This is a genomic window from Aquincola tertiaricarbonis (genome assembly GCF_000969605.1).
In the GTDB taxonomy this organism is placed as follows: domain Bacteria; phylum Pseudomonadota; class Gammaproteobacteria; order Burkholderiales; family Burkholderiaceae_C; genus Aquincola; species Aquincola tertiaricarbonis.
The window spans coordinates 107,982-129,827 of the sequence record NZ_JZUE01000018.1 but is presented as its reverse complement, the minus strand read 5'-3'; the positions used below and the strand labels follow the sequence as shown (position 1 = coordinate 129,827).

Below are 21,846 nucleotides of genomic sequence, written 5' to 3'. Positions count from 1 at the left end.
CGGCGCTGGTGAAGGCGCTGGAGGTGATGGCCAACCACACCGTGGCGCCGGACGCCTGACGGCCCGCACCGGCCGCCCAGGCGCCTGCGGATGCTACGCATCCGCGCGGTGCGGCCTCGCGGTCAGAATCGCCCCATGAGCAGCACTTCCCGCCCCGACCAAGACCCGCGCGGCTTCCTGCGCGCGCTGTACGACGCCGCCGTGCAGCGTGCCTTGCCGATGCACACCACGCAGGCCCACCTGCCGCCGCCGCCCAGGGGGCGCACGGTGGTCATCGGTGCTGGCAAGGCCGGTGGCGCGATGGCCGAGGCGGTGGATGCGCTGTGGCCGGCCGATGCGCCGCTGTCGGGCCTGGTGGTCACCCGCTACGACCATGTGCCGCCGGCCTACAAGGCCCGGCCCGGCCGCATCGAGGTGGTGGAGGCCGCGCACCCGGTGCCTGACGAGGCGGGCCGCCAGGCGGCCGCGCGCATCCTGCAGCTGGCCCAGGGCCTGACGGCCGACGACCTGGTGCTGTGCCTGATCTCGGGCGGCGGCTCGGCGCTGCTGTCGCTGCCGGCCGAGGGCATCAGCCTGGAGGAGAAGCAGGCGGTCAACAAGGCGCTGCTGAAGAGCGGCGCCGCCATCGACGAGATGAACTGCGTGCGCAAGCACCTGTCCGCCATCAAGGGCGGCCGTCTGGCCGCGCTGTGCGCGCCGGCCAAGGTGGTCACGCTGCTGATCAGCGACGTGCCGGGCGACGAGCCGGCGGTCATCGCCAGCGGCCCCACGGTGCCCGACCCCAGCACCTGCGCCGATGCGCTGGCCATCCTGCAGCGCTACGGCATCGAGGTGCCGCCGGCGGCCCGGGCTGCGCTGGAAAGCGGCGCTGCCGAGACGCCCAAGCCCGGCGACCCGCGCTTCGACGGCCATGAGGTGCACATGATCGCGACACCGCAGCAGAGCCTGGAAGCCGCGGCGGCACTGGCACGGCAGGCCGGCATCGAGGCGCACATCCTCAGCGACGAGATGGAAGGCGAATCACGCGAGGTGGGCAAGGTGCAGGCGGCCCTGGCGCGTGCGGTGGCCCGCCACGGCCAGCCCTTCGCGCGGCCCTGCGTGATCCTGTCGGGCGGCGAGACGACGGTGACGGTCAGGGCCAAGGGCGGCCGCGGCGGCCGCGCCACCGAGTTCCTGCTGGGCTGCGCCATCGCGCTGCAGGGCCAGCCGGGCGTGTGGGTGCTGGCGGCCGACACCGACGGCATCGACGGCATGGAAGACAACGCCGGCGCCCTGGTGGCCCCCGACACCCTGGCCCGCGCCGCGGCGCAGGGCATCAAGCCCGCGGAGCTGCTCGACCGCAACGATGCTTACAGCTTCTTCGAGGCGCTGGGCGACCTGGTGGTGCCGGGGCCCACCTTCACCAACGTCAACGACTTCAGGGCGGTGCTGGTGCTGTAGGGCTGCCGCGCAGCAGGCGGGCCGTTTATACAGATATTTGTCAGTTTATGGTCCTGTCATAAATTGCCAAAGGTTTGTATAAACTGGGGCAATGGACTCTATTCGTAACCCCTTCGCACCCGGCGCCGGAACGCCGCCGCCTGAACTTGCCGGGCGAGACGGTGTACGGGAAGCGCTGCGTGTCGCCTTTGCACGCGCCCGCCTGGGCCGCCCTGCAAAAAGCGCGATGCTGGTTGGCCTGCGCGGCGTGGGCAAGACTGTGCTGCTGGACCGCGTGCGCACCGATGCGGAAGCCGCTGGCGTGCACACGGTGCGGATCGATGCACCCGAAGGCCGCTCCCTGCCTGCCATCCTGGCGCCGCAATTGCGCCAGGCCTTGCTGCGCCTGAGCGCGGTCGCGCAAGCCAAGGCCTACGCGGTGCGCGGCCTGCGCGCGCTGGCCGGCTTTGCAAGCAAGCTCAAGCTGACCTACAACGACATCGAGGTCGGCTTTGACTATGAGCCGGAGGCAGGCCTGGCAGACAACGGCGACCTGGAGCACGACCTGCAGGCGCTGTTCGAGCAGCTGGGCCATGCGGCCAAGGCTGCCGATACGGCGGTCGCGTTGTTCATCGACGAGTTGCAGTACGTCGAGGAAGACCAGCTCGCGGCGCTGATCACTGCCATGCACCGCGTGGCCCAGCAGCAGTTGCCGGTGGTGCTGGTGGGCGCTGGTCTGCCGCAGCTGCGTGTTCGCATGGGCAACGCCAAGTCGTATGCCGAACGACTGTTCGACTTCCCGGAGATCGGGCCGCTGCCCGAAGAGGCTGCCGAGCGTGCGATTCGTGTGCCGTTGCGCAATGAGCAGGTCGACATCGAGGCGCCGGCGCTGGACTACCTGATCGCGGTGACGCACCGCTACGCCTACTTCCTGCAGCAATGGGGCTACCACACCTGGGAGCAAGCCGCGTTGTCGCCGTTGACCGTGGACGATGTGCGGCGTGCATCCACCAGCGCCGTTGCTGCGCTGGACGAGAGCTTCTTTCGTGTGCGCTTCGACCGCCTGACGCCGAAGGAAAAGCGCTACCTGCGTGCAATGGCGGAACTGGGGCCCGGCCCCCACCGCTCCGGCGACATCGCGCAGGCCTATCCGGCCAAGGTCACTTCGCTGGCGCCTACCCGCAGCGGATTGATTGCCAAAGGCATGATCTGGAGCCCGAACCACGGCGACACCGCGTTTACCGTGCCGATGTTCGACGAGTTCATGAAACGCATCATGCCGGGGCAGGACTGGCGCGACAGCTGACGCTTCACGCTCCCTTGCAACGGCATCCCACTAGGCCCCCATGCCGAAGAAGACCGCCCCCTCCGCCAACACCACCCCCGACGGCCGGCTGGCCGAAGATGGCCTGCACCAGGTGCTTGGCTATCAGCTGGCGCAGGCCAGCATCGCCACCACCCGCGTGTTCAACGAGGCCGTGGGCGGCCCGTTCGACCTGCGGCCGGTGGAATACACGGTGCTGGCCCTCATCGAGCGCAACCCGGGTGGCTCGGCCACGCAGCTGGCCAAGGCGCTGGCCGTCACCGCGCCCAACATCACGATGTGGATCGACCGGCTGGAAGCGCGGCAGCTGGTGCAGCGCCTGCCCAGCGAGACCGACAAGCGCGCCCAGCGGCTGCAGCTCACGCCCAAGGCCGCCAAGCTGACCGCGCAGGCCACGGCCCGGCTGCTGGAAGGCGAGCGCAGCGCGCTGGATGCGCTGTCGGCCGCGGAGCGCGCCATCCTGCTGGAGCTGCTGCACAAGGTGGCCTGCTGCCGCGGGCCGGCGGCGCCGGCGGCAGCGGCCGAGTCCAGCGCACGCCGCACGCCAAAAGTTCAAGCGTTGAAATAACGCCTGCAGGAAGCTACGGGAAAGCGCGAAGAGCGCATGTCAAGATAGTTCATAAGATGAAGCAAACGACTTCATCTGGAGACTTGCATGCGTGCCCTATCCCTCGGCTTGTGGCCCGCCGCCGCGGCGGCGCTCGTCAGCGGTTGCGGCGGTGACGGCGGCTCGGCCAGCCTGCCGCGGCTGCCGGCAGCCACGCCGGCACCGCTGGCCGCCTGCACCGATTTGGCCAGCCGGCTCAACCGGCCCGACACCACCATCCAGCGCGCCGAAGCCGTGCCCGCCGGCACGCTGACGGTGGCGGGCCAGCCGGTGCCCGCGCATTGCCGCGTCACCGGCGCGATGAACAGCCGGGTGAGCGCGGTGGACGGCAATGCCTATGCCATCGGCTTCGAGATGCGGCTGCCCGAGGCCTGGAACGGCCGTTTCTTCCACCAGGTCAACGGCGGGCTGGACGGCAGCGTGGCCACCGCCGTGGGCCCGGTGGGTGGCGGCGGGCCGCTGACGAATGCGCTGGCGCAGGGCTTTGCCGTCATCAGCTCCGACGCCGGCCATGCGGGCAGCCTGGGCCCCAACTTCGGCATCGACCCGCAGGCGCGGCTGGACTACGGCTACCAGGCCGTGGGCAGCCTCACGCCCATGGCCAAGCGGCTGATCGAGCTGGCCTACGGCAAGCAGCCCGACCGCTCCTACCTGGGCGGCTGCTCCAACGGCGGCCGTCATGCGATGGTGGCGGCCTCACGCCATGCCGATCAGTACGACGGCATCCTGGCCGGCAACCCCGGCTTCCGGCTGCCGCTGGCGGCCATCGCCAACATGGCCGGCGTGCGGGTGTACGGCGCGCTGGCCCACACCGCAGGCGATCCGTCCACCGGCTTCACCGTCGCCGAACGCACGTTGGTGAGCAACGCGGTGTTGGCCCGCTGCGATGCGCTGGACGGCGTGGCCGACGGCCTGGTGCAGGACACCACTGCCTGCCAGGCCCGCTTCGACCTGCAGCGCGACGTGCCCACCTGCAGCGGCGCGCGCGACGGCAGCTGCCTGAGCGCCGCGCAGAAGACGGGCATCGCAGGCCTGTTCAGCGGCGCGCGCAGCCCGGCCGGCACGTTGATCTACAGCAGCTTTCCGTACGACGCGGGCCTGGCCACCAGCGGCTGGGCGAGCTGGAAGTACAGCAACTCGGTGACCCGCGACCCGGGCGCCGTGGGCCTGGTGTGGCAGGTGCCGCCCGAGCCGGTGGCCGGCTTCGATCCGCTGGCCTTCGCGCTGACGGCCGACCTCGACGGCCTGCTGGCCAAGGTGAATGCCACCAATGCCACCTACGCTGAAAGCGCGATGAGCTTCATGCAGCCGCCGCAGGCCGACGACCTGGGCACGCTGAGGAACCGCGGCGCCAAGATGCTCGTGTACCACGGCACCAGCGACGCCATCTTCTCCAGCGACGACACTACCGCCTGGTACGACGCCCTGAACCGCCGGCATGGCGGCGAGGCGGCCGACTTCGCCCGCTTCTACCGCGTGCCCGGCATGGGCCACTGCTCGGGCGGCCCGGCCACCGACCAGTTCGACCTGCTGGGCCCGCTGGTGGCCTGGGTGGAGCAGGGCCAAGCCCCGGGCGCGGTGACGGCCAGCGCACGCGGTGCGGGCAATGCAGGCGGGGTGAATGCCGACCTGCCGGCCGGCTGGTCGGCGCAGCGCAGCCGGCCGCTGTGCCCGTATCCGCAGGTGGCGCGCTATGCGGGCAGCGGCGACGTTGAATCGGCCGCCAGCTTCCGTTGCGAATAGCAGGCGGGCCGGGCTTCAGGCTTCCGGCTTGAAGCCCACCCGCTTGACGATCGGGCCCCAGGCCGCGTTCTCGTCGGCCACCGCCTTGGCCAGCTCCGCCGGCGTGCTGGCCGCGGCCTCCAGGCCCAGTTGGGCGAAGGCCTCGATCACTTCGGGCGTGCGCACCGCCGCGGCGATGGCGGCGGCCGCGCGCTGGGTCACCTCGTCGCTGGCCTTGCCGGGCAGGAAGAAGCCGTACCACTCGTTCATCGTCAGCGCCGGCAGGCCTTGCTCGGCATAGGTGGCCACGTCCGGCACCAGCTTCGAGCGCTGCGCGCCCGAGGTGGCCAGCAGCCGCAGCTTGCCGCTCTTGAGGTGTGGCAGGTAGTCGCCCACCGGCGAGCTCATCGCGGCCACCTGGCCGCCCAGCAGGTCCTGCACGCCGGGCGCCGAGCCCTTGTAGGGCACGTGCCGCAGGTCCAGCCCGCTTTCCTTGGCCAGCAGGGCGCCCACGAAGTGCGGCGGCGTGCCGGCACCGGGCGATGCGTAGTTGGCCTGCTCCGGGTTGGCCTTGGCCCAGGCCAGGAAGCCCTTGATGTCGCGCACCGATTCCGGCACCGCGGGCCCCACGCCGAAGCCGAAGGCCAGGTGGCAGGCGGTGCTCACCGGCCGCAGGTCGCGCGGGCCGTAGGCCAGCCGGGTGTAGAGGTGCGGATACAAGGTGATCATGGCCGCGGGCGTCAGCAGCAGGGTGCCGCCATCGGGCGCGGCACGGCTGACTTCCTCCACCGCCAGTCGCCCGCCGGCACCGGCCTTGTTGTCGACCAGCACGCTGCGGGCATAAGGCCCGCGCAGCTTCTCGGCCACGCGGCGGGACACCGCATCGGTGGTGCCGCCGGCCGGAAAGCCACACAGCACGCGGGCGTTCTCCAGCACGGGCTGGGCTCCGGCCAGGCGGGGCGCGGCCAGCCACAGCGGGGCGGCCGCGATCAAGGTGCGACGATGGATCATGGGCAAGTCTCCGGTAAGCGCTTAATGCTTCAGCAATTTAAGTAACTGTGCCGGCGCTTTCGCTGCGTGTTTTCCCGCGGGGCGGCCGCCGCGGTGCGCAGATCGCACCGTCAGATGCCTGCGGTGCGTGGAGGCTCAGGGTAAACACCTCCCATGCACAAGCTAATACTTCAATAAATTAACAATATGAATACCGCAGACCTGGTGGCCATCGACACCCACACGCACCTGGAGGTGTCGTGCTGGAACCCCTTCGACAACTATGGCGAGGAGTACGACCGCGCGGCGGACAAGTACTTCCGCTCCAGCCGCCGCCCGACGATGGACGAGACGCTGGCCTACTACCGCGCGCAAAAGACCGGCTTCGTGATGTTCTGCGTCGATGCCGAGTCGCAGACCGGCCGCCGCCGCATCCCCAACGAGGAGATCGCCGAGGCCGCGCAGAAGAACCCGGACATCATGATCGCCTTCGGCAGCGTCGACCCCCACAAGGGCAGGATGGGCGCGCGCGAGGCGCGCCGGCTGGTGGAGGAGCACGGCGTCAAAGGCTTCAAGTTCCACCCGACGCTGCAGGGCTTCGAGCCGGCCGACCGCATGGCCTGGCCCATCTACGAGGTGATCGCCGAGTACAAGCTGCCGGCGATCTTCCATAGCGGGCATTCGGGCATCGGCAGCGGCATGCGCTGCGGCGGCGGCCTGCGGCTGCAGAACAGCAACCCGATGCTGGTGGAGGACGTGGCCATGGCCTTCCCCGACATGCAGATCGTGCTGGCCCACCCGAGCTGGCCCTGGCAGGACGAGGCCATCTCGCTGGCCATGCACAAGCCCAATGTGTGGATCGACCTCTCGGGCTGGAGCCCCAAGTACTTTCCGCCCCAGCTCATCCAGTACGCCAACACGCTGCTGAAGGACCGCATCCTATTCGGCAGCGACTTTCCCCTCATCACGCCCGAGCGCTGGCTGAAGGACTTCGACGAGGCCGGCTTCAAGCCCGAGGTGAAGCCGCTGATCCTCAAGCAGAACGCGATGCGGCTGCTGAACCTGGTGGAGCAACCTGCATGAGCCTTCAGTTCCAACCGGCCGACGGCCTGCTGGCCCAGCTCGACTTGCTGAAGATCGAGCTGGCCGGCCCGGTGGCCCATGTGCGCCTGAACCGCCCGGCCAAGCGCAACGCGATCAACGATGCGCTGGTGCAGCAGCTGCAGACAGCGATGGTCAACCTGCCCAAGGGCGTGGGCGCCGCGGTGCTCAGCGGCGAGGGCGAGCACTTCTGCGCGGGGCTGGACCTGTCGGAGCTGTCGGAGCGCAGCGTGGCCGAAGGCATCTACCACTCGCGGCTGTGGCACGGCGTGATGGATTCGCTGCAGTTCGGGCGGGTGCCCATCGTGAGCGTGCTGCATGGCGCGGTGGTGGGCGGCGGGCTGGAGATCGCCAGCAGCACCCACATCCGCGTGGCCGAGGCCAGCACCTATTACGGCCTGCCGGAAGGCCAGCGCGGCATCTTCGTGGGGGGCGGCGGCTCGGCGCGTGTGCCGCGGCTGGTGGGCGTGGCCTGCATGGCCGACATGATGCTGACCGGCCGTGTGCTGGACGCACAGGAGGGCCTGCAGCGCGGCCTGTCGCAGTACCTGGTGCCCGAGGGCCAGGGCCTGGCCAAGGCCTTCGAGCTGGCGGGCAAGATCGCGCAGAACGCGCCGCTCTCCAACTTCGCGGTGATGCAGGCGCTGCCGCGCATCGCCGACCTGTCGCAGCCCGACGGCCTGTTCGTCGAATCGCTGATGGCCGCCATCGCGCAGGGCGACGACGCCGCCAAGGAGCGCGTGCGCGCGTTCCTGGACAAGCGGGCCGGCAAGGTGAAGCCGGCGTGAGCCCGATGGACGACGCCATGCCCCGCTACCGGGCCGCTCGCGTGGGCGGCGCCCTGCAGGTGCAGCTGGAGCAGCGTGCCGACGGCAGCCAGCTGCTGCGTTCGCCCGAGCCGCTGCAGCCGTATCCGGCGCGCGTGACCGACCGGCTGGAACATTGGGCGCGCGAAGCGCCCGACCGCACGCTGGTGGCACGGCGCGACCCTTCGGTGCCCGGTGGCGGCGACTGGCTGCGCATCAGCTATGCGCAGATGCTGGCGCAGGCGCAGCGCGTGGCCCAGGCGCTCTGCCGGCGCGGCCTGTCGGCCGAGCGGCCGGTGGCCATCCTGTCGGACAACGACCTGGAGCACCTGGTGCTCACCGTGGGCGCGCTGTGGGCCGGCGTGCCCTATGTGCCGATCTCGGCCGCGTATTCGCTGATGTCGCAGGACCATGCCAAGCTGCGCCACATCATCGGCCGCACCACGCCCGGGCTGGTGTTCGCCAGCGGGCCGGCCTATGCCCAGGCCATCGCCGCGGCGGTGCCGCCCGACGTGGAAGTGGTGCTGACCGACGGCATGCTGGATGGGCGCCCGGTGACGCCGTTCGCAGCCCTGCTGGCCACCGAGCCGGGGCCCGAGTCCGAGGCCGCCCATGCCGCGGTGGGGCCGGACACCATCGCCAAGTTCCTCTTCACCTCGGGCTCCACCAAGCAGCCCAAGGGTGTGGTCAACACCCACCGGATGATGTGCGCCAACCAGCAGATGCTGCGGCAGACGCTGGTATTCCTGGCCGACGAGCCGCCGGTGCTGGTGGACTGGCTGCCGTGGAACCACACCTTCGGCGGCAACCACAACGTGGGCATCGCGCTGTTCAACGGCGGCACGCTGTACATCGACGAAGGCAAGCCCACGCCCAAGGGCATCGCGCAGACGCTGCGCAACCTGCGCGAGATCTCGCCCACCGTGTACTTCAACGTGCCCAAGGGCTTCGAGGAGATTGCCTTCGCGATGGAGCGCGACGACGTGCTGCGTGAATCGCTGTTCCGCCGCGTGCAGGCCTTCATGTATGCCGGCGCAGGCCTCAGCCAGGCGGTGTGGGACCAGCTCGACCGCCTGGGCGAACGCACGGTGGGCGAGCGCATCCCCGTCTTCACCAGCCTGGGCATGACCGAGACCGCGCCGGCCTGTACCTTCGCCGTGCGGGCAGGGCGGGTGCGTGCCGGGCACGTGGGGCTGCCGGTGCCGGGCGTGGAGGTCAAGCTGGTGCCCGAGGGCGCCGGCCCGCAGGGCAAGACCGAGATCCGATTCCGCGGCCCGCATGTGATGCCGGGCTACTGGCGCGAGCCGGCGCTGTCGGCCGAGGCCTTCGACGAGGAAGGCTTCTACCGCACCGGCGACGCGGTGCGATGGGTGGACCCGGCCGAGCCGGAGGCGGGCCTCTTCTTCGACGGCCGCATCGCCGAGGACTTCAAGCTGGACACCGGCACCTTCGTCAGCGTGGGCCCGTTGCGCGCGCGGGTGGTGGCCGAAGGCGCGCCCTGCGTGCAGGACGCGGTGGTCACCGGCATGAACCGCGGCGACATCGGCCTGCTGCTCATCCCGCGGCTGGACGAGTGCCGCACGCTGGCCGGCCTGCCGGCCGACACGCCCGCGCCCGAGGTGCTGCACCACCCGCAGGTGCGCGAGTTCTTCCAGGCGCTGGTCGACCGGCTGTGGCAGGGCGGCACCGGCAGTGCCAACCGCGTGGCGCGCGCCCATGTGCTGGCCGAGCCGCCGTCCATCGACAAGGGCGAGGTGACCGACAAGGGCTCGATCAACCAGCGCGCGGTGCTGCAGCACCGGGCTGCGCTGGTGGAGGCGCTGTACGAAGGCCGCGCCGACGACCCCTGGCTGCTGCTGCCGCGCCAGCGTTGAACCCACCCCTGGAGTTGCACCGATGAAGATCGAAGGACAAGCCGCGCTGGTGACCGGCGCCGGCTCCGGCCTGGGCGCCGAGACCGCGCGTGAACTGGCCCGCCGCGGCGCCCAGGTCGCGCTGCTGGACATCAACCTGGACGCCGCGCGCCGCGTGGCCGACGAGATCACCCAGGCCGGCGGCCAGGCGCTGGCCGTGGCCTGCGACATCACCTCGACGGAGAGCGCCGAAGCCGCATTGCAGGCCGCCGCCGAAGCGCACGGCCCGGCCCGGCTGATGATGAACATCGCCGGCATCGGCACCGCGCGCCGGCTGGTGGGCAAGGACGGCACGCCGATGCCGCTGGAGGCCTTCCGGCGCGTGGTGGAGGTGAACCTGATCGGCACCTTCAACATGACGCGGCTGGCCGCGGCCGCGATGCTGAAGCTGGCGCCGGTGGACGACCCGCACCAGACGCAGGAGCGCGGCGTGATCGTCAACACCGCGTCCGTCGCGGCCTTCGACGGCCAGGTGGGCCAGGAGGCCTATGCGGCCAGCAAGGGCGGCGTGGTGTCGCTCACGCTGCCGCTGGCGCGCGACCTGGCACAGTTCGGCGTGCGGGTGATGACGATCGCGCCGGGCCTGTTCCACACGCCGCTGATGGACGAGCTGCCGCAGGCGGTGCAGGACTCATTGGCGGCGAGCATTCCGTTCCCGAAGCGGCTGGGCCGGCCCGAGGAGTTCGCGCTGCTGGCGGCGAGCATCGTGGAGAACACGGCGCTGAACGGGGAGGTGATCCGGTTGGATGGGGCGTTGAGGATGGCGGCGCGGTAGGGGTGGCGGCCTTGCGATAAACTAGTCAGCCGACTAGTCATCACGAGGTGCCCCCTGCACAGCTGGCCCCTACAGGGCGCCAAGGCGCGTTTCAGCGAGTTTCTGGAAACCTGCCCCGCCGAAGGTCCGCAGATGATCACCCGGCGGGGCGTGGAAGCTGCGGTGCTGGTGCCCGTCGATGAATGGCGGCGGCTGCAGGCGGCCGCCAAGCCATCGCTGAAGCAGTTGCTGCTGTGCGACGAGGCGCGTGCCGATATGGCGGTGCCCCAGCGTGGGCAGCTGCGGCGGCGTGCGCCGTTGGCCTTCGACTGACCCAGCATGTTCCTGCTGGACCCACCTCGTCTCCGAGCTGCGCAAGCCCAAGCCCCACGGCGCCGTGGTGGCCTGATGGACGCAGCCGCCTTCCGCGCCTGGGCGCGCCCGATGCACCGCAGTCCGACACGCGCAATGAAGACGCAATGATCGCCGCGACCGCACTGGTGCACGGGCTGACGGTGTTGACGCGGAACGTGGCGGACTTCAAGGGGTTTGGGGTCCGGCTGCTGAATCCCTTGAAGGCGGGCGGGCGGACTGCCTGAGACTTTGGTGGTCAGCGGCGCCGCGACGGCCCTCGATCAGGCCCAGGCCGTCGTGCAACGCCTTCATGACTTCACCGGCGAACAGGTGTTCCAACAGGGACTCGCGGTACGACGACAGCAGGCCGTGATCCGGGGAGGACACGCGTCACTCCTCCGCTCCATGACACACCGCCTCCACGTTGTGCCCATCCGGCCCGATGACAAACGCGCCGTAGTAGTTCGGGTGGTAGTGCGCTCGAATCCCCGGAGGCCCGTTGTCCTTCGCGCCCGCGGCCAGCGCCGCGTCGTAGAACGCCCGCACCTGCTCGCGGCTTGAAGCCGTGAACGCCAGGTGCATCGGCCGTTGCGGCTCGCCGCCTTCGCCGAACCAGAACTCGGGCTTGCCTTGCGCGCCGTAGCCGGCCCAGCCGTGGGTTTCGGTGACCAGGCCGATGCCCAGCGGCGCCAGCGCGGCGTCGAAGAAGCGCTTGCTGGCTTCGTAGTCGGAGACGGCGATGCCGATGTGGTCAAGGATCATGTCGCGCCTTTCGCGTGGGGATGATCCAGCGAGTTTTGCACCATCGCCACCAGCGCCAGCGCCGCGGCCGACAGGCCGTCGCCGGGCCGCATGGCCAGCAGCAGGCGGCGCTCGGTGGTCATGCCCTGCAGCCGCGCGATGCGCAGGCCCAGCGCATGCGCATAGGGCAGGGCGCCCTTGCGCGGCAGCACCGCCAGGCCCAGGCCGGCGGCCACCATGCGGCCCATCGCATCGAAGCTGCGCACCTGCGCGCGCAGCCGCAGCGGCTGCTGGATGGCCTCGGCCGCGCTGGCCAGCTGCCGCGTGAGCGAGGTGGTGCGGCCGAAGGCCACCAGGTCGTGCTGCAGCACGTCGGCCAGGGCCACGCTGCCACCGGCCGCGGGCACCAGCGCATGGCCGGGCGGCAGCAGCAGCACCAGCTCGTCCACGTCGCACACCAGGGTGCGCAGGCCTTCGGCGGCGGTGTTGTCGCCGATCACCGCCAGCTCGGCCGCGCCGCGCAGCACGCCGCGCACCGCGTCCTCGCTGATCGCATCCTGCAGGTCCAGCACCACGCCCGGATGCGCCTTGCCGTAGGCCGCCAGCAGCGCCGGCAGGAAGCCGCCGAAGGCCGAGGTGTTGGCCCACAGGCGCAGGTGACCGAACAGGCCGGCGCGCACGTCGTCCATCGCCAGTGCCATCTGCTCCAGCCGCGCCACCATCTCCATCGCATGCGGCAGCAGCGTGGCGCCGGCCGAGGTGGGCACCACGCCGCGCTTGCTGCGCTGCAGCAGCGGCGTGCCCAGGTGGCTCTCCAGCTCGGCCACCCGCTTGCTGGCCGCGGCCAGCGACAGGTCCAGCCGCTCGGCGCCGGCGGTGAGGCTGCCGGCCTCCACCGCGGCCACGAACAGGCGCAGGGTGGTCAGGTCGAATCGGTTGAGGTTGAAGCGCATGCGGCACCGATGCTCAACCACCGGTTGAGGCTGTGTCAATCAGATGCCAACCCAAGTCCGCCGGCCGCGGCGAGCATGGCGGCCATCCACAAGCAGTCCGGAGACAACCATGAGCCTGCCCCACCGCGCCTTCCTCGCCACCACCGCCGCTTCCGCGGCCACGCTGGCCCTGCTGGCCGCCACCACCGCCCCGGCCCACGCGCAGGCCTGGCCCAGCAAGCCGGTGACGCTGGTGGTGCCCAATCCGCCGGGCGGCGTGGTGGACACCTCGGCCCGCTTGCTCAGCGATCCGCTGTCGCGGCTGCTGGGGCAAACGGTGATCGTCGAGAACAAGGGCGGCGGCAGCGGCAACATCGCCTACCAGCAGGTGGCGCTGGCGCCGAAGGACGGCCACATGCTGCTGATCTCGTACTCGGCCTACCACGTGGGCAATCCGTCGATGTTCAGCAAGCTGCCCTGGGCGCAGAAGGACTTCGCGCCGGTGGCGCTGCTCACCGCGGCCACCAACGTGGTGGCGGCGCATCCCTCGGTGCCGGCCAACACGCTGAAGGAATTCATCGCCTATGCCAAGGCCAACCCGGGCAAGCTGAACTACGCCTCGCAGGGCAACGGCTCGCTGTCGCATGTGGGCACCGCGCTGCTGGAGCAAACGGCCGGCTTCGAGATGACCCACGTGCCCTACAAGGGCTCCGGCCCCGCCATCCAGGACGTGCTGGGCGGCCAGGTGCAGGTGTTCATGACCACGCCGCCTTCGGTGATGGGCCATGTGCAGGCGGGCAAGCTGAAGGCCTTCGCGGTGACGGGGAAGACGCGCCATCCCGGCCTGCCCAACGTGCCCACCACCGCCGAGGCGGGCCTGGGCAACTTCGAGCTGGAAGCCTGGGTGGGCCTGTTCGCGCCCGCCGGCACGCCGCCGGCCGTGGTGCAGCAGCTGACCGAGAAGGTCAAGGCCGCCCTGGCCACGCCCGAGGCCAAGGCCATGGCCGACCGCACCGGCATCGAGATCCGCTACCTGGGCCCCGACGCCCTGGCCGCGCTGGTGACGCGCGAGACCGACTACTGGGGCCAGGTGATCAAGGCCCGCAACATCCGTGCGGACTGATCCGGCACCGCAGGAAGGCATGACGATGCAACGCACCCATTTCCGCGTCGGCCAGATCGTGCCGAGCTCCAACACCACGATGGAGACCGAGATCCCGGCGATGCTGCGCGCCCGCGAGGCCCTGCTGCCCGAGCGCTTCAGCTTCCACTCGGCACGCATGCGCATGAAGCATGTGACCAAGGAGGAACTGGCCCGCATGGACGCCGACAGCGACCGCTGCGCGCTGGAGCTGTCCGATGCACGTGTGGACGTGCTGGGCTACGCCTGCCTGGTGGCCATCATGAGCATGGGCCGCGGCTACCACCGCACGTCGGAAGCGCGGCTGCGCGCCCGCACGCTGGAGAACGAAGGCGCCGCGCCGGTGGTCACCAGCGCCGGTGCGCTGGTCGAAGGGCTGCAGGCGTTGGGCGCGAAGAAGATCGCGGTGCTGGCGCCCTACATGAAGCCGCTGACCGCGCTGGTGGTGGACTACCTGGAGCATGAAGGCATCGAGGTGCTGGACGCGCTGTCGCTGGAGATCAGCGACAACCTGGAAGTGGGCGCGCAGGACCCGCGCGCGCCGATCGAGATCAGCCGTCGGCTCAACACCGCCAACTGCGACGCGGTGGTGATCTCCGCCTGCGTGCAGATGCCCTCGCTGGCCTCGGTGCAGCCGGTGGAAGACCGGCTGGGCCTGCCGGTGGTGTCGTCCTCGGTGTGCACCACCTGGCGCATGCTGAAGGCACTGGAGCTCAAGGCCCAGGCGCCGGATGCGGGGTCCCTGCTGTCCGGGCGGTACTAGGAAGCGTCGAACGCGGCGCCGGAGGCTTCGGCCTGCGGCGCATGGCAGGCCACGGCCAGCTTGTTGCCATCGACATCGCGGAAGTAGGCACCGTAGTAGTGGGCGTGGTATTCCGGCCGCGGGCCGGGCGGGCCTTCGCAGGTGCCGCCCTGGGCCAGCGCGGCGGCATGAACGCGGCGCACCTGCTCCTGCGTGGCCGCCAGGAAGGCCACCATCTGCCCGTTGCCGGGGGCGTGCGGCTGGCCGTCGAAGGGCCGGCCGATGATCAGCAGCGGCCGGTCGTGGCCGGGTTGCTGCCAGCCGGCCCAGGGCCGATCGGGCTCCTTGAAACGCAACACCAGGCCCAGCTCGTCGGCGATCGCTTCATAGAAGCCGAAGGCCTGCTCGAAATGGGCGGTGCCCAGGTGGATGTGGGAGAACATGACGGGCTCCGGCGCAGGGCTGCGCATGGCGGGGCTCCATTGTCCGCAGCCGGCGCTGTCGGCCGGCGCCGGCCTACAGCAGCGGCGGATCGCCGAGGTGGCGGCGCAGGGTGTCCAGCGCGTCGCGGCTGCGCCGCTCCACGTCGGCCATCAGCCCCAGGCGCTGCAGCACGGCCTGCTGCGCATCGATGTACCAGCCGAGGGCGAACTCCCGCCGCTGCCAGCGCCCGCTGAGGTACAGCGGCACGCGCTCGCCGCCGTGGGTGAGCAGGGCGATGGAGAACCAGTCCACGGTGTCCTGGTAGCGGCTCAGCAGGTCGGTGATGTCGAGGCCGAAGAACAGCTCCTGCAGCCAGGCCGGGCGCTCTTCCACGCGGTACTCCAGGCCGCGGATGTCGTCGAAGGCCAGCCGGTGCCGGCGGCCGCGGTGCTGCACCTCCAGCCGGCGTTCACGCGGGTAGATGAGGATGGCGCCGGCCGAACCCTCGATGCGCACCAGCGCCGTGCCCTGCAGCACGCGCTTGAACCGGCCCACCGGCTGCGCGCGGAACACCGCCACCCAGAAGGTGTCGGCCAGCACGGCGAAGGCCAGGCCCAGCAGCAGGCCGGCGAGGATGGAAAGCGTCAAGGGGCGGACCGAGGTGCAGCGGGTGGCGCGCAGGCTACCAGGGGCGGCCGCACCATTGGCGCTCGCAGGGCACGCCGTCGGCGTCGCCGTCCATCTGCGTGTCGGGGCAATGCCGCAGGAAGTACGTGGCTTCCTCGCACGAGGTCATCTGGGTGCACTGCGTGCGCCCGTCGCAGCGAAAGCGCGATGGCGCCGTGCCAGGTCTTTCAACGCTGGCCGTGGGCACCAGCGAAGGGCCGCTGCGCTGCAGGTTGTGCTGGAACGCTCGCCAGCCGTAGGTGGCCAGGCCCAACAGGGGGGCGATGAAGCCGTAGCCGCGTTCGTCGTTCCAGGACTGCAGCTTGCCGACGTGTTGCATGGGCGATGTGTGTGTGCAGTCGGGATCGGTCCATGCTAGGGGCCCGCCAAACGGCCGGTCAATGCGCCCGGCCATCATTTGCCCTTGCGCGGCCGGCTGATGCAGATCAAGCCGACTTGCCGCCCGCGCACCTAGGCTTGGCCCCCAACAAGTCATGCGGCCTCGGCGCACCGCCTGCAGGTGCAGCCGCCCGGCCCAGGGAGCAGGGCCGTGCAGTCATCGCCATCGTCGTCGTCGTCCAGCCTGGCGCCCAGCTCGCCCGAGGACCGGCTCGACATGCTGGTGCGCGCGGCCATCGCCCGCGCCACGGCGTCGCTGTCACCGGCGGCGGTGATGCTGGCGGGGCTGGACTGGGCGCTGCACCTGGCGGTGTCGCCAGGCAAGCGCATGGCACTGGCCCGGCTGGCCTGGGAGCAGGTCGACGAGTTGCTGCACCTGCTGCGCAGCGGCGCGCCCGCGCCGTCGGCGGCACCGGACCGTCGCTTCGCCGCGCCGGCCTGGCAGCAGTGGCCGTTCCATCTGCTGCAGCGCAGCTTCCTGATGCAGCAGCAGTGGTGGGCCGCGGCCACGCGCGGTGTGCGCGGGGTCGATCCGCATCATGAGGAGATGGTGGCCTTCATCGCCCGCCAGGGGCTGGACATGCTCTCGCCCGGCAACCAACTGCTCACCAATCCGGTGGTGCTGCAGCGCACGGCCGACGAGGCCGGCGGCAACCTGCTGCGCGGCTGGCTGCATGCCGTGGACGACCTGCGGCGCCTGGCCACCGGCGCGCCGCCCGCGGGCACCGAGCAGTTCCGCCCCGGGCACGAGGTGGCCTGCACGCCGGGCCGGGTGGTGATGCGCAATGCACTGTGCGAGCTGATCCAGTACGCACCCGCCACGCCGCGGGTGCATCCGGAGCCGGTGCTCATCGTGCCGGCCTGGATCATGAAGTACTACATCCTCGACCTGTCGCCGCACAACTCGCTCATCAGGCACCTGGTGGACCAGGGCCACACGGTGTTCTGCCTCTCATGGAAGAACCCCGGCGTGGCCGAGCGCGACCTGGGCATGGACGACTACCTGCAGCACGGCATCCACGATGCGCTGGCCGCGGTCAACGCCATCGTGCCCGGCCGGAAGGTGCATGCGGCGGGTTATTGCCTGGGCGGCACGCTGCTCGCCATCGCCGCGGCCGCGATGGCACGCGACGGCGACGAGCGGCTGGCCACGCTGAGCCTGTTCGCCGCGCAGACCGACTTCGCCGAGCCTGGCGAGCTGGCCCTGTTCATCGATGAAAGCCAGGTGAGCCTGCTGGAAGCGCAGATGGCGCAGACCGGCTACCTCACCGCCAACCAGATGGCCGGCGCCTTCCAGATGCTGCGTTCCTACGACCTGCTGTGGTCGCGCATCGTCAACGAGTACCTGCTGGGCGACCGTGCGCCGATGAACGACCTGATGGCCTGGAATGCCGACGCCACCCGCATGCCGGCGCGCATGCATGCACAGTACCTGCGCCAGCTCTTCCTGCACGACGACCTGGCCCACGGCCGCTACCTGGCCGGTGGCAAGCCGGTGGCGCTGAGCGACCTGACGCTGCCCGCCTTCGTGGTGGGCACGCTGACCGACCACGTCGCGCCCTGGCGCTCGGTCTACAAGCTGCACTACCAGACGGTGTCGGAGATCACGTTCGTGCTCACCAGCGGCGGGCACAACGCCGGCATCGTCAGCCCGCCGGGCCATCCGCACCGCAGCTACCAGCTGCGCTGCCATGCGGCCGGCGCGCCCTATGTGTCGCCCGACGCGTGGGCGGCCGAGGCGCCGCGGCAGGAAGGCTCCTGGTGGCCCGCCTGGCTGCAGTGGCTGCAGCAGCGCAGCGGCGCGCCGGTGGCGCCGCCCGCAATGGGCGCACCGCGCCAGGGCTACCGCACGCTCGGCGATGCCCCGGGCCGCTACGTGCTGCAGATCCCTTCCTGACTGAGGACCGCCCATGACCTCGACGCGCTTGCAGGTGGGCGACACGCTGCAGCTCACCGTCACCGCCCGCAGCGACGACGGCCTGCGCATGACGCTGCAGTGCGAGGCCGCCGCGGCGGCCACCGTCTTGCCGCCATCGCCCACGCTGCCCGCCCTGCGCCCCGGCCCCTCTGGTGCGCAGGGCGTGCAGCGGCTGCTCGACCATGTGCGACCGCTCGGCGCCATCCGCATGGCGGTGGTGCACCCGTGTGATGCGCTGAGCCTGCGCGGCGCGCTGGATGCGCAGGCCGCCGGGCTGATCGAGCCGGTGCTGATCGCGCCGCGGGCGAAGCTGGAAGCGGCACTGCAGGCCGCCGGCCTGCAGCCCGACGACCTGGCCGGCATCGAGGTGATCGACGTGCCGCACAGCCATGCCGCCGCCGCCCGCGGCGCCGAGCTGGCCGCGCAGGGCAGGGTGGAGGCGCTGATGAAGGGCAGCCTGCACACCGATGAGCTCATGGCCGCGGTGGTGCCCGCGGCGTCCGGGCTGCGCACCAAGCGCCGCATCAGCCACTGCTTCCTGATGCAGACGCCGGCCTACCCGCGGCCCTTCATCATCACCGACGCCGCCATCAACATCGCGCCCACGCTGGCCGACAAGGCCGACATCGTGCAGAACGCGATCGCGCTCGCGCATGCCATCGGCGTGCCGCAGCCGCGGGTGGCCCTGCTGGCCGCGGTGGAGACGGTGAATGCCGCCATGCCCGCCACGCTGGATGCCGCCGCACTGTGCAAGATGGCCGACCGCGGCCAGATCACCGGCGGCCTGCTCGACGGCCCGCTGGCCTTCGACAACGCGGTGTCGATGGAGGCCGCGCAGGTCAAGGGCATCGTGTCGCAGGTGGCCGGCCGGGCCGACGTGCTGGTGGTGCCCGACCTGGAGAGCGGCAACATGCTGGCCAAGCAGCTGGAGTACCTGGGCGATGCCTCCAGCGCCGGCATCGTGCTGGGCCCGCGGGTGCCCATCGTGCTCACCAGCCGGGCCGATTCACGCGAGTCGCGCATCGCCTCGTGTGCGCTGGCCTCGCTGCTGGCGCATGCCTACCGGCGGGCGCCGCCATGAACGGCGGCCGCCTGATCCTGGTGCTGAACTGCGGCTCCTCCAGCATCAGGTTCGCGCTGTTCGATGCCGGCGCCGGGCCACCGCCGCGCCGCCCCGAATGGAACGGCAAGGTGGACGGCATCGCCGGCCCGCAGCCCACCTTCGGCGAGACCGGCAGCGAACCCTCGCCCATCGCGCTGGAGGCCGGGCAGCCCTACCACGCGGCGCTGGAGCACATCCACCATCGGGTGCAGGCGCGGCTGGCCGGCCGGCCCTTGCAGGCGGTGGCGCACCGGGTGGTGCATGGCGGCAGCCGGTATGCGGCGCCGGTGCGGGTGGATGCCGGGGTGCTGGCCGACCTCAAGGGGTACATCCCGCTGGCGCCCTTGCACCAGCCGTTTGCGCTGGATGCCATCGAGATGCTGCTGCAGCGGCTACCGGGCCTGCCGCAGGTGGCCTGCTTCGACACCGCCTTCCACCACACGCTGCCGCAGGTGGAACAGATGCTGCCGCTGCCGCACGAGTATGCGCAGCGCGGCCTGCGGCGCTATGGCTTCCACGGCCTGTCCTACGACTACATGGCCACCGCGCTGGCCGAGCGGCATGGCCAGCGGGCGCGCGGCCGCACCCTGGTGGCCCACCTGGGCAGCGGCGCCAGCCTGTGCGCGATGCAGGACCTGCGCAGCATGGCCACCACCATGGGCTTCTCGGCACTGGACGGGCTGATGATGGGCACCCGCAGCGGCGCGCTCGACCCCGGCGCGCTGCTGTACCTGATGCAGCAGGAGCGGCTGGACGTGGACCAGGTGGGCGCGCTGCTGTACCACCGCGCCGGCCTGCTGGGCGTGTCCGGCCTGAGCAGCGACCCCCGGGTGCTGCTGCAGGCCGAAGCCGGCGGCGGCGAGACCGGCCAGCGCGCCGCCGCCGCCCTGGCGCTGTACGTGCGCCGCATCGTGCGCGAGATCGGCGCGCTGGTGGCGGTGCTGGGCGGGCTGGACCTGCTGGTGTTCACCGCCGGCATCGGCGAGCACAACGCGGTGCTGCGCCTGCGCATCTGCGAAGCGCTGCACTGGCTGGGCCTGCGGCTGGATGCGCGTGCCAATGCCGCGCATGCGCCCCTGATCTCGGCCACGGACAGCGCAGTGGCCGTGGCGGTGGAGCCCACCAACGAGGAATGGGTGGCCGCCAGGCTGACGCAAGCCTGTCTGTGTGCACAAAGCCACTCAACTGCGGGTTCCGGGGGGTGACCCCCCTTGGGGGGAGGATGGCCGCCATCGGGCCGGGACGAAGACAGTCCACACCGGTCCCGCAGTACAGCCGTTCAACCACCCCATGAAGTACCTCTCCCTCGTCGCCGCCGTCGCCACCACCCTGATGGCCGCCGTGCCGGCCCAGGCCAAGCCGAAGTCCGTCGCCGTGTGCTCCGTCACCGACTTGTCGCCCCAGGCCTCCGCCTGCGCCGGCTTCTTCAGCGGCAACCTGCTGAACAACAAGGCCGACAACGTGCTGGCCCAGAAGACCGCGCTCAACTCGCTGGGCTTCACCTGGAACGGCGACTTCAACGCCGTCGAGAAGATCGAGTTCTCCGGCCAGACGGTGAACTTCGCCACCCTGCTCAACGGCACCACCTACGTGGCCATGCATTTCGGCAATGGCCAGGGCGGCCCGGGCAATGGCACCGCGTTCTACCGCTTCGATGCCGGCACCAACCTGGACACCTTCAACCTGAGCTACAGCGCCGTCTCCAACGCCGTGCTGTATTCCACCGCGCTGCCCCCGGTGCCCGAGCCCGAGACCTACGCGCTGATGCTGGCCGGCCTGGCCGCCGTGGGCTGGGTGGCCCGCCGCCGCGCCCGCTGAAGCGCCACCGCTCCATCCCACCCGGCCCTGCAAGCGCAGGGCTTTTTTTCACCTGGGCGTTGACGCCGCGACCGCCCGGCTTTTCGGCATCACTTCTATCAATTACGACGGCGCGCATGCCGATACAACGTTGCATCCAGACTGATCGGGGCAACTCCATGGGACAGGCTATTCCGGGGCAGTTGATGGTGGTTCGCGCCGCGGCGCGGCGCGCGGCGGCAGGCCAGGTGGCAAGGGACGCTGCCGCGCGGCAATGGCCGGTGCGTCACGGCCTGTTCGATGCGCCGGGCGAGCTGGACCACTTCACCCGCCGCGTGGCGCACGACCTGCGCGGGCCGCTGTACGGCATGAGCACCTTGTCCAGCCTGTGCCGCCAGCGGCTGGACGAGGGTGACGTGCAGCAGGTGCGGCAGTGGGTGTCGATGATCGAGCAGCACAGCCACCGGCTGGGCGACATGGTCAGCTCGATGCTGGAGCTGCTGCAGGTGGGCGCGGCCATGCCCAGCCGCACGCCGGTGGCGCTGGCGGAGCTGGTGGCGGCATTGCGGCAGCAGCAGCCCGCGCCGCCGGAGGTGGTGCTGCGGGTGCAGCCACTGCCCCAGCTGCGGGTGGACCCGGAACTCATCAGCCAGGTTTTCGCCCGGCTGCTGGACAACGCCTTCAAGTTCACCCGCCATGTGCCGCGCCCACGGGTGGACCTGCGCTGCGAGAACCTGGGTGCGCACTGGCGCTTCCAGGTGCGCGACAACGGCTGCGGCTTTCCGCCCGAGCGGGTGGACGAGCTGTTCCATCCCTTCGCCCGGCTGCATGGCGACGACTTCCCCGGCGCCGGCATCGGCCTGGCGGTGGTGCGCCACATCGTCGAGCTGCATGGCGGCCAGGTGTGGGCCGACACCAGCCCCGGCCGCGGCGCCACCTTCTCGTTCACGCTGCCGGCGTGACCGGCGCCGGCGGGCGACGCCGGCAACCCCACT

21 protein-coding genes and 1 pseudogene are annotated in these 21,846 nt (G+C 70.9%); 16 read left to right on the top strand and 6 right to left on the bottom strand.

Going from position 1 to position 21,846, the window contains the following annotated elements; genetic code table 11:
• The first annotated feature begins 135 nt into the window (after nt 1-135).
• The 4 genes from VO99_RS19600 to VO99_RS19585 all read left to right on the top strand — a co-directional run bounded on the left by VO99_RS19600 (nt 136) and on the right by VO99_RS19585 (nt 5,093).
• Complete coding sequence (locus VO99_RS19600) at nt 136-1,440, top strand: glycerate kinase type-2 family protein (RefSeq protein ID WP_046114584.1); 1,305 nt, start codon at nt 136-138, stop codon at nt 1,438-1,440.
• Nucleotides 1,441-1,531: 91 nt separating this feature from the next.
• Nucleotides 1,532-2,725: an ATP-binding protein gene (locus tag VO99_RS19595; RefSeq protein ID WP_046114583.1), complete on the top strand. Its 1,194-nt coding sequence runs from the start codon at nt 1,532-1,534 to the stop codon at nt 2,723-2,725.
• A 40-nt stretch (nt 2,726-2,765) separates the two neighbouring features.
• The gene (locus VO99_RS19590; RefSeq protein ID WP_052736470.1) at nt 2,766-3,311 is read left to right on the top strand and encodes a MarR family winged helix-turn-helix transcriptional regulator; all 546 of its coding nucleotides are present in this window, start codon (nt 2,766-2,768) and stop codon (nt 3,309-3,311) included.
• A gap of 87 nt (nt 3,312-3,398) precedes the next feature.
• Complete coding sequence (locus VO99_RS19585) at nt 3,399-5,093, top strand: tannase/feruloyl esterase family alpha/beta hydrolase (protein WP_046114582.1); 1,695 nt, start codon at nt 3,399-3,401, stop codon at nt 5,091-5,093.
• 15 nt (nt 5,094-5,108) lie between these two features.
• On the opposite strand, the gene VO99_RS19580 is transcribed toward VO99_RS19585, so the two are convergent.
• Nucleotides 5,109-6,083 (bottom strand): Bug family tripartite tricarboxylate transporter substrate binding protein, encoded by a 975-nt coding sequence (locus tag VO99_RS19580; protein WP_046114581.1) that lies wholly within the window; start codon nt 6,081-6,083, stop codon nt 5,109-5,111.
• A 186-nt stretch (nt 6,084-6,269) separates the two neighbouring features.
• On the opposite strand from VO99_RS19580, the gene VO99_RS19575 reads away from it, so the two are divergent.
• From VO99_RS19575 to VO99_RS19555, 5 genes are read left to right on the top strand one after another with little or no spacing between them, the layout of a single operon-like run.
• Nucleotides 6,270-7,145, top strand: coding sequence for an amidohydrolase family protein (locus VO99_RS19575; RefSeq protein ID WP_046114580.1), 876 nt, complete (start codon nt 6,270-6,272; stop codon nt 7,143-7,145).
• Nucleotides 7,142-7,951 (top strand): crotonase/enoyl-CoA hydratase family protein, encoded by an 810-nt coding sequence (locus tag VO99_RS19570; protein WP_046114579.1) that lies wholly within the window; start codon nt 7,142-7,144, stop codon nt 7,949-7,951. Before VO99_RS19575 ends, VO99_RS19570 begins: the two co-directional genes overlap by 4 nt.
• A gap of 5 nt (nt 7,952-7,956) precedes the next feature.
• Nucleotides 7,957-9,843 (top strand): feruloyl-CoA synthase, encoded by a 1,887-nt coding sequence (locus tag VO99_RS19565; protein ID WP_052736469.1) that lies wholly within the window; start codon nt 7,957-7,959, stop codon nt 9,841-9,843.
• Nucleotides 9,844-9,865: 22 nt separating this feature from the next.
• Nucleotides 9,866-10,657 (top strand): SDR family NAD(P)-dependent oxidoreductase, encoded by a 792-nt coding sequence (locus VO99_RS19560; protein ID WP_046114578.1) that lies wholly within the window; start codon nt 9,866-9,868, stop codon nt 10,655-10,657.
• Between the two features lie 39 nt (nt 10,658-10,696).
• Nucleotides 10,697-10,969 (top strand): type II toxin-antitoxin system Phd/YefM family antitoxin, encoded by a 273-nt coding sequence (locus VO99_RS19555; protein ID WP_310733664.1) that lies wholly within the window; start codon nt 10,697-10,699, stop codon nt 10,967-10,969.
• 411 nt (nt 10,970-11,380) lie between these two features.
• On the opposite strand, the gene VO99_RS19545 is transcribed toward VO99_RS19555, so the two are convergent.
• Together VO99_RS19545 and VO99_RS19540 are read right to left on the bottom strand one after the other, a co-directional pair.
• The gene (locus tag VO99_RS19545; RefSeq protein WP_083440758.1) at nt 11,381-11,752 is read right to left on the bottom strand and encodes a VOC family protein; all 372 of its coding nucleotides are present in this window, start codon (nt 11,750-11,752) and stop codon (nt 11,381-11,383) included.
• On the bottom strand, nt 11,749-12,684 hold the full coding sequence (locus VO99_RS19540) for a LysR family transcriptional regulator (RefSeq protein WP_046114576.1): 936 nt from the start codon (nt 12,682-12,684) through the stop codon (nt 11,749-11,751). The genes VO99_RS19545 and VO99_RS19540 overlap by 4 nt, the downstream gene beginning before the upstream one ends.
• A gap of 109 nt (nt 12,685-12,793) precedes the next feature.
• Here VO99_RS19540 and VO99_RS19535 point away from each other — a divergent pair, with 109 nt between their 5' ends.
• The gene (locus tag VO99_RS19535) at nt 12,794-13,786 is read left to right on the top strand and encodes a Bug family tripartite tricarboxylate transporter substrate binding protein (RefSeq protein ID WP_046114575.1); all 993 of its coding nucleotides are present in this window, start codon (nt 12,794-12,796) and stop codon (nt 13,784-13,786) included.
• Nucleotides 13,787-13,805: 19 nt separating this feature from the next.
• On the top strand, nt 13,806-14,567 hold the full coding sequence (locus VO99_RS19530) for a maleate cis-trans isomerase family protein (protein WP_046114574.1): 762 nt from the start codon (nt 13,806-13,808) through the stop codon (nt 14,565-14,567).
• Here the strand turns inward: VO99_RS19530 and VO99_RS19525 are convergent.
• The 3 genes from VO99_RS19525 to VO99_RS29055 form a co-directional block, all read right to left on the bottom strand.
• Nucleotides 14,564-14,989 (bottom strand): VOC family protein, encoded by a 426-nt coding sequence (locus VO99_RS19525; protein WP_046114614.1) that lies wholly within the window; start codon nt 14,987-14,989, stop codon nt 14,564-14,566. The two genes, VO99_RS19530 and VO99_RS19525, sit on opposite strands and share 4 nt — an antisense overlap.
• 73 nt (nt 14,990-15,062) lie before the next feature.
• Nucleotides 15,063-15,617, bottom strand: a complete 555-nt coding sequence (locus VO99_RS19520) for a hypothetical protein (RefSeq protein ID WP_046114573.1) — start codon at nt 15,615-15,617, stop codon at nt 15,063-15,065.
• Nucleotides 15,618-15,651: 34 nt separating this feature from the next.
• On the bottom strand, nt 15,652-15,975 hold the full coding sequence (locus VO99_RS29055) for an excalibur calcium-binding domain-containing protein (protein ID WP_052736468.1): 324 nt from the start codon (nt 15,973-15,975) through the stop codon (nt 15,652-15,654).
• Between the two features lie 276 nt (nt 15,976-16,251).
• Between VO99_RS29055 and VO99_RS19510 the strand changes: the two genes are divergently transcribed.
• The 5 genes and pseudogenes from VO99_RS19510 to VO99_RS30895 all read left to right on the top strand — a co-directional run bounded on the left by VO99_RS19510 (nt 16,252) and on the right by VO99_RS30895 (nt 21,813).
• Entirely contained in the window at nt 16,252-17,931 is a 1,680-nt protein-coding gene (locus VO99_RS19510; RefSeq protein ID WP_046114572.1) for a PHA/PHB synthase family protein, read from the top strand.
• A gap of 13 nt (nt 17,932-17,944) precedes the next feature.
• Nucleotides 17,945-19,033 carry a bifunctional enoyl-CoA hydratase/phosphate acetyltransferase gene (locus VO99_RS19505; RefSeq protein WP_083440757.1) on the top strand — a complete coding sequence of 363 codons (1,089 nt, stop codon included), beginning with the start codon at nt 17,945-17,947 and terminating at the stop codon, nt 19,031-19,033.
• A complete protein-coding gene (locus VO99_RS19500) occupies nt 19,030-20,259 on the top strand; it encodes an acetate/propionate family kinase (protein ID WP_046114571.1) in 1,230 nt (409 codons plus the stop codon). Before VO99_RS19505 ends, VO99_RS19500 begins: the two co-directional genes overlap by 4 nt.
• A gap of 529 nt (nt 20,260-20,788) precedes the next feature.
• Nucleotides 20,789-20,872, top strand: a pseudogene (locus VO99_RS32005) (PEP-CTERM sorting domain-containing protein); the annotation flags it as partial.
• Nucleotides 20,873-21,057: 185 nt separating this feature from the next.
• Nucleotides 21,058-21,813 carry a sensor histidine kinase gene (locus VO99_RS30895; protein WP_052736467.1) on the top strand — a complete coding sequence of 252 codons (756 nt, stop codon included), beginning with the start codon at nt 21,058-21,060 and terminating at the stop codon, nt 21,811-21,813.
• Nucleotides 21,814-21,846 lie beyond the last annotated feature (33 nt).

Excerpts from the sequence above, each read along its gene's own strand:
- VO99_RS19535 (WP_046114575.1), top strand. The coding sequence starts at position 12,794 with ATGAGCCTGCCCCACCGCGCCTTCCTCGCCACCACCGCCGCTTCCGCG.
- VO99_RS30895 (WP_052736467.1), top strand. The coding sequence starts at position 21,058 with ATGGTGGTTCGCGCCGCGGCGCGGCGCGCGGCGGCAGGCCAGGTGGCA.
- VO99_RS19570 (WP_046114579.1), top strand. The coding sequence starts at position 7,142 with ATGAGCCTTCAGTTCCAACCGGCCGACGGCCTGCTGGCCCAGCTCGAC.
- VO99_RS19525 (WP_046114614.1), bottom strand. The coding sequence starts at position 14,989 with ATGTTCTCCCACATCCACCTGGGCACCGCCCATTTCGAGCAGGCCTTC.
- VO99_RS29055 (WP_052736468.1), bottom strand. The coding sequence starts at position 15,975 with ATGCAACACGTCGGCAAGCTGCAGTCCTGGAACGACGAACGCGGCTAC.
- VO99_RS19585 (WP_046114582.1), top strand. The coding sequence starts at position 3,399 with ATGCGTGCCCTATCCCTCGGCTTGTGGCCCGCCGCCGCGGCGGCGCTC.
- VO99_RS19540 (WP_046114576.1), bottom strand. The coding sequence starts at position 12,684 with ATGCGCTTCAACCTCAACCGATTCGACCTGACCACCCTGCGCCTGTTC.
- VO99_RS19565 (WP_052736469.1), top strand. The coding sequence starts at position 7,957 with ATGGACGACGCCATGCCCCGCTACCGGGCCGCTCGCGTGGGCGGCGCC.
- VO99_RS19530 (WP_046114574.1), top strand. The coding sequence starts at position 13,806 with ATGACGATGCAACGCACCCATTTCCGCGTCGGCCAGATCGTGCCGAGC.
- VO99_RS19510 (WP_046114572.1), top strand. The coding sequence starts at position 16,252 with ATGCTGGTGCGCGCGGCCATCGCCCGCGCCACGGCGTCGCTGTCACCG.
- VO99_RS19505 (WP_083440757.1), top strand. The coding sequence starts at position 17,945 with ATGACCTCGACGCGCTTGCAGGTGGGCGACACGCTGCAGCTCACCGTC.
- VO99_RS19575 (WP_046114580.1), top strand. The coding sequence starts at position 6,270 with ATGAATACCGCAGACCTGGTGGCCATCGACACCCACACGCACCTGGAG.
- VO99_RS19500 (WP_046114571.1), top strand. The coding sequence starts at position 19,030 with ATGAACGGCGGCCGCCTGATCCTGGTGCTGAACTGCGGCTCCTCCAGC.
- VO99_RS19580 (WP_046114581.1), bottom strand. The coding sequence starts at position 6,083 with ATGATCCATCGTCGCACCTTGATCGCGGCCGCCCCGCTGTGGCTGGCC.
- VO99_RS19590 (WP_052736470.1), top strand. The coding sequence starts at position 2,766 with ATGCCGAAGAAGACCGCCCCCTCCGCCAACACCACCCCCGACGGCCGG.
- VO99_RS19595 (WP_046114583.1), top strand. The coding sequence starts at position 1,532 with ATGGACTCTATTCGTAACCCCTTCGCACCCGGCGCCGGAACGCCGCCG.
- VO99_RS19560 (WP_046114578.1), top strand. The coding sequence starts at position 9,866 with ATGAAGATCGAAGGACAAGCCGCGCTGGTGACCGGCGCCGGCTCCGGC.
- VO99_RS19600 (WP_046114584.1), top strand. The coding sequence starts at position 136 with ATGAGCAGCACTTCCCGCCCCGACCAAGACCCGCGCGGCTTCCTGCGC.
- VO99_RS19545 (WP_083440758.1), bottom strand. The coding sequence starts at position 11,752 with ATGATCCTTGACCACATCGGCATCGCCGTCTCCGACTACGAAGCCAGC.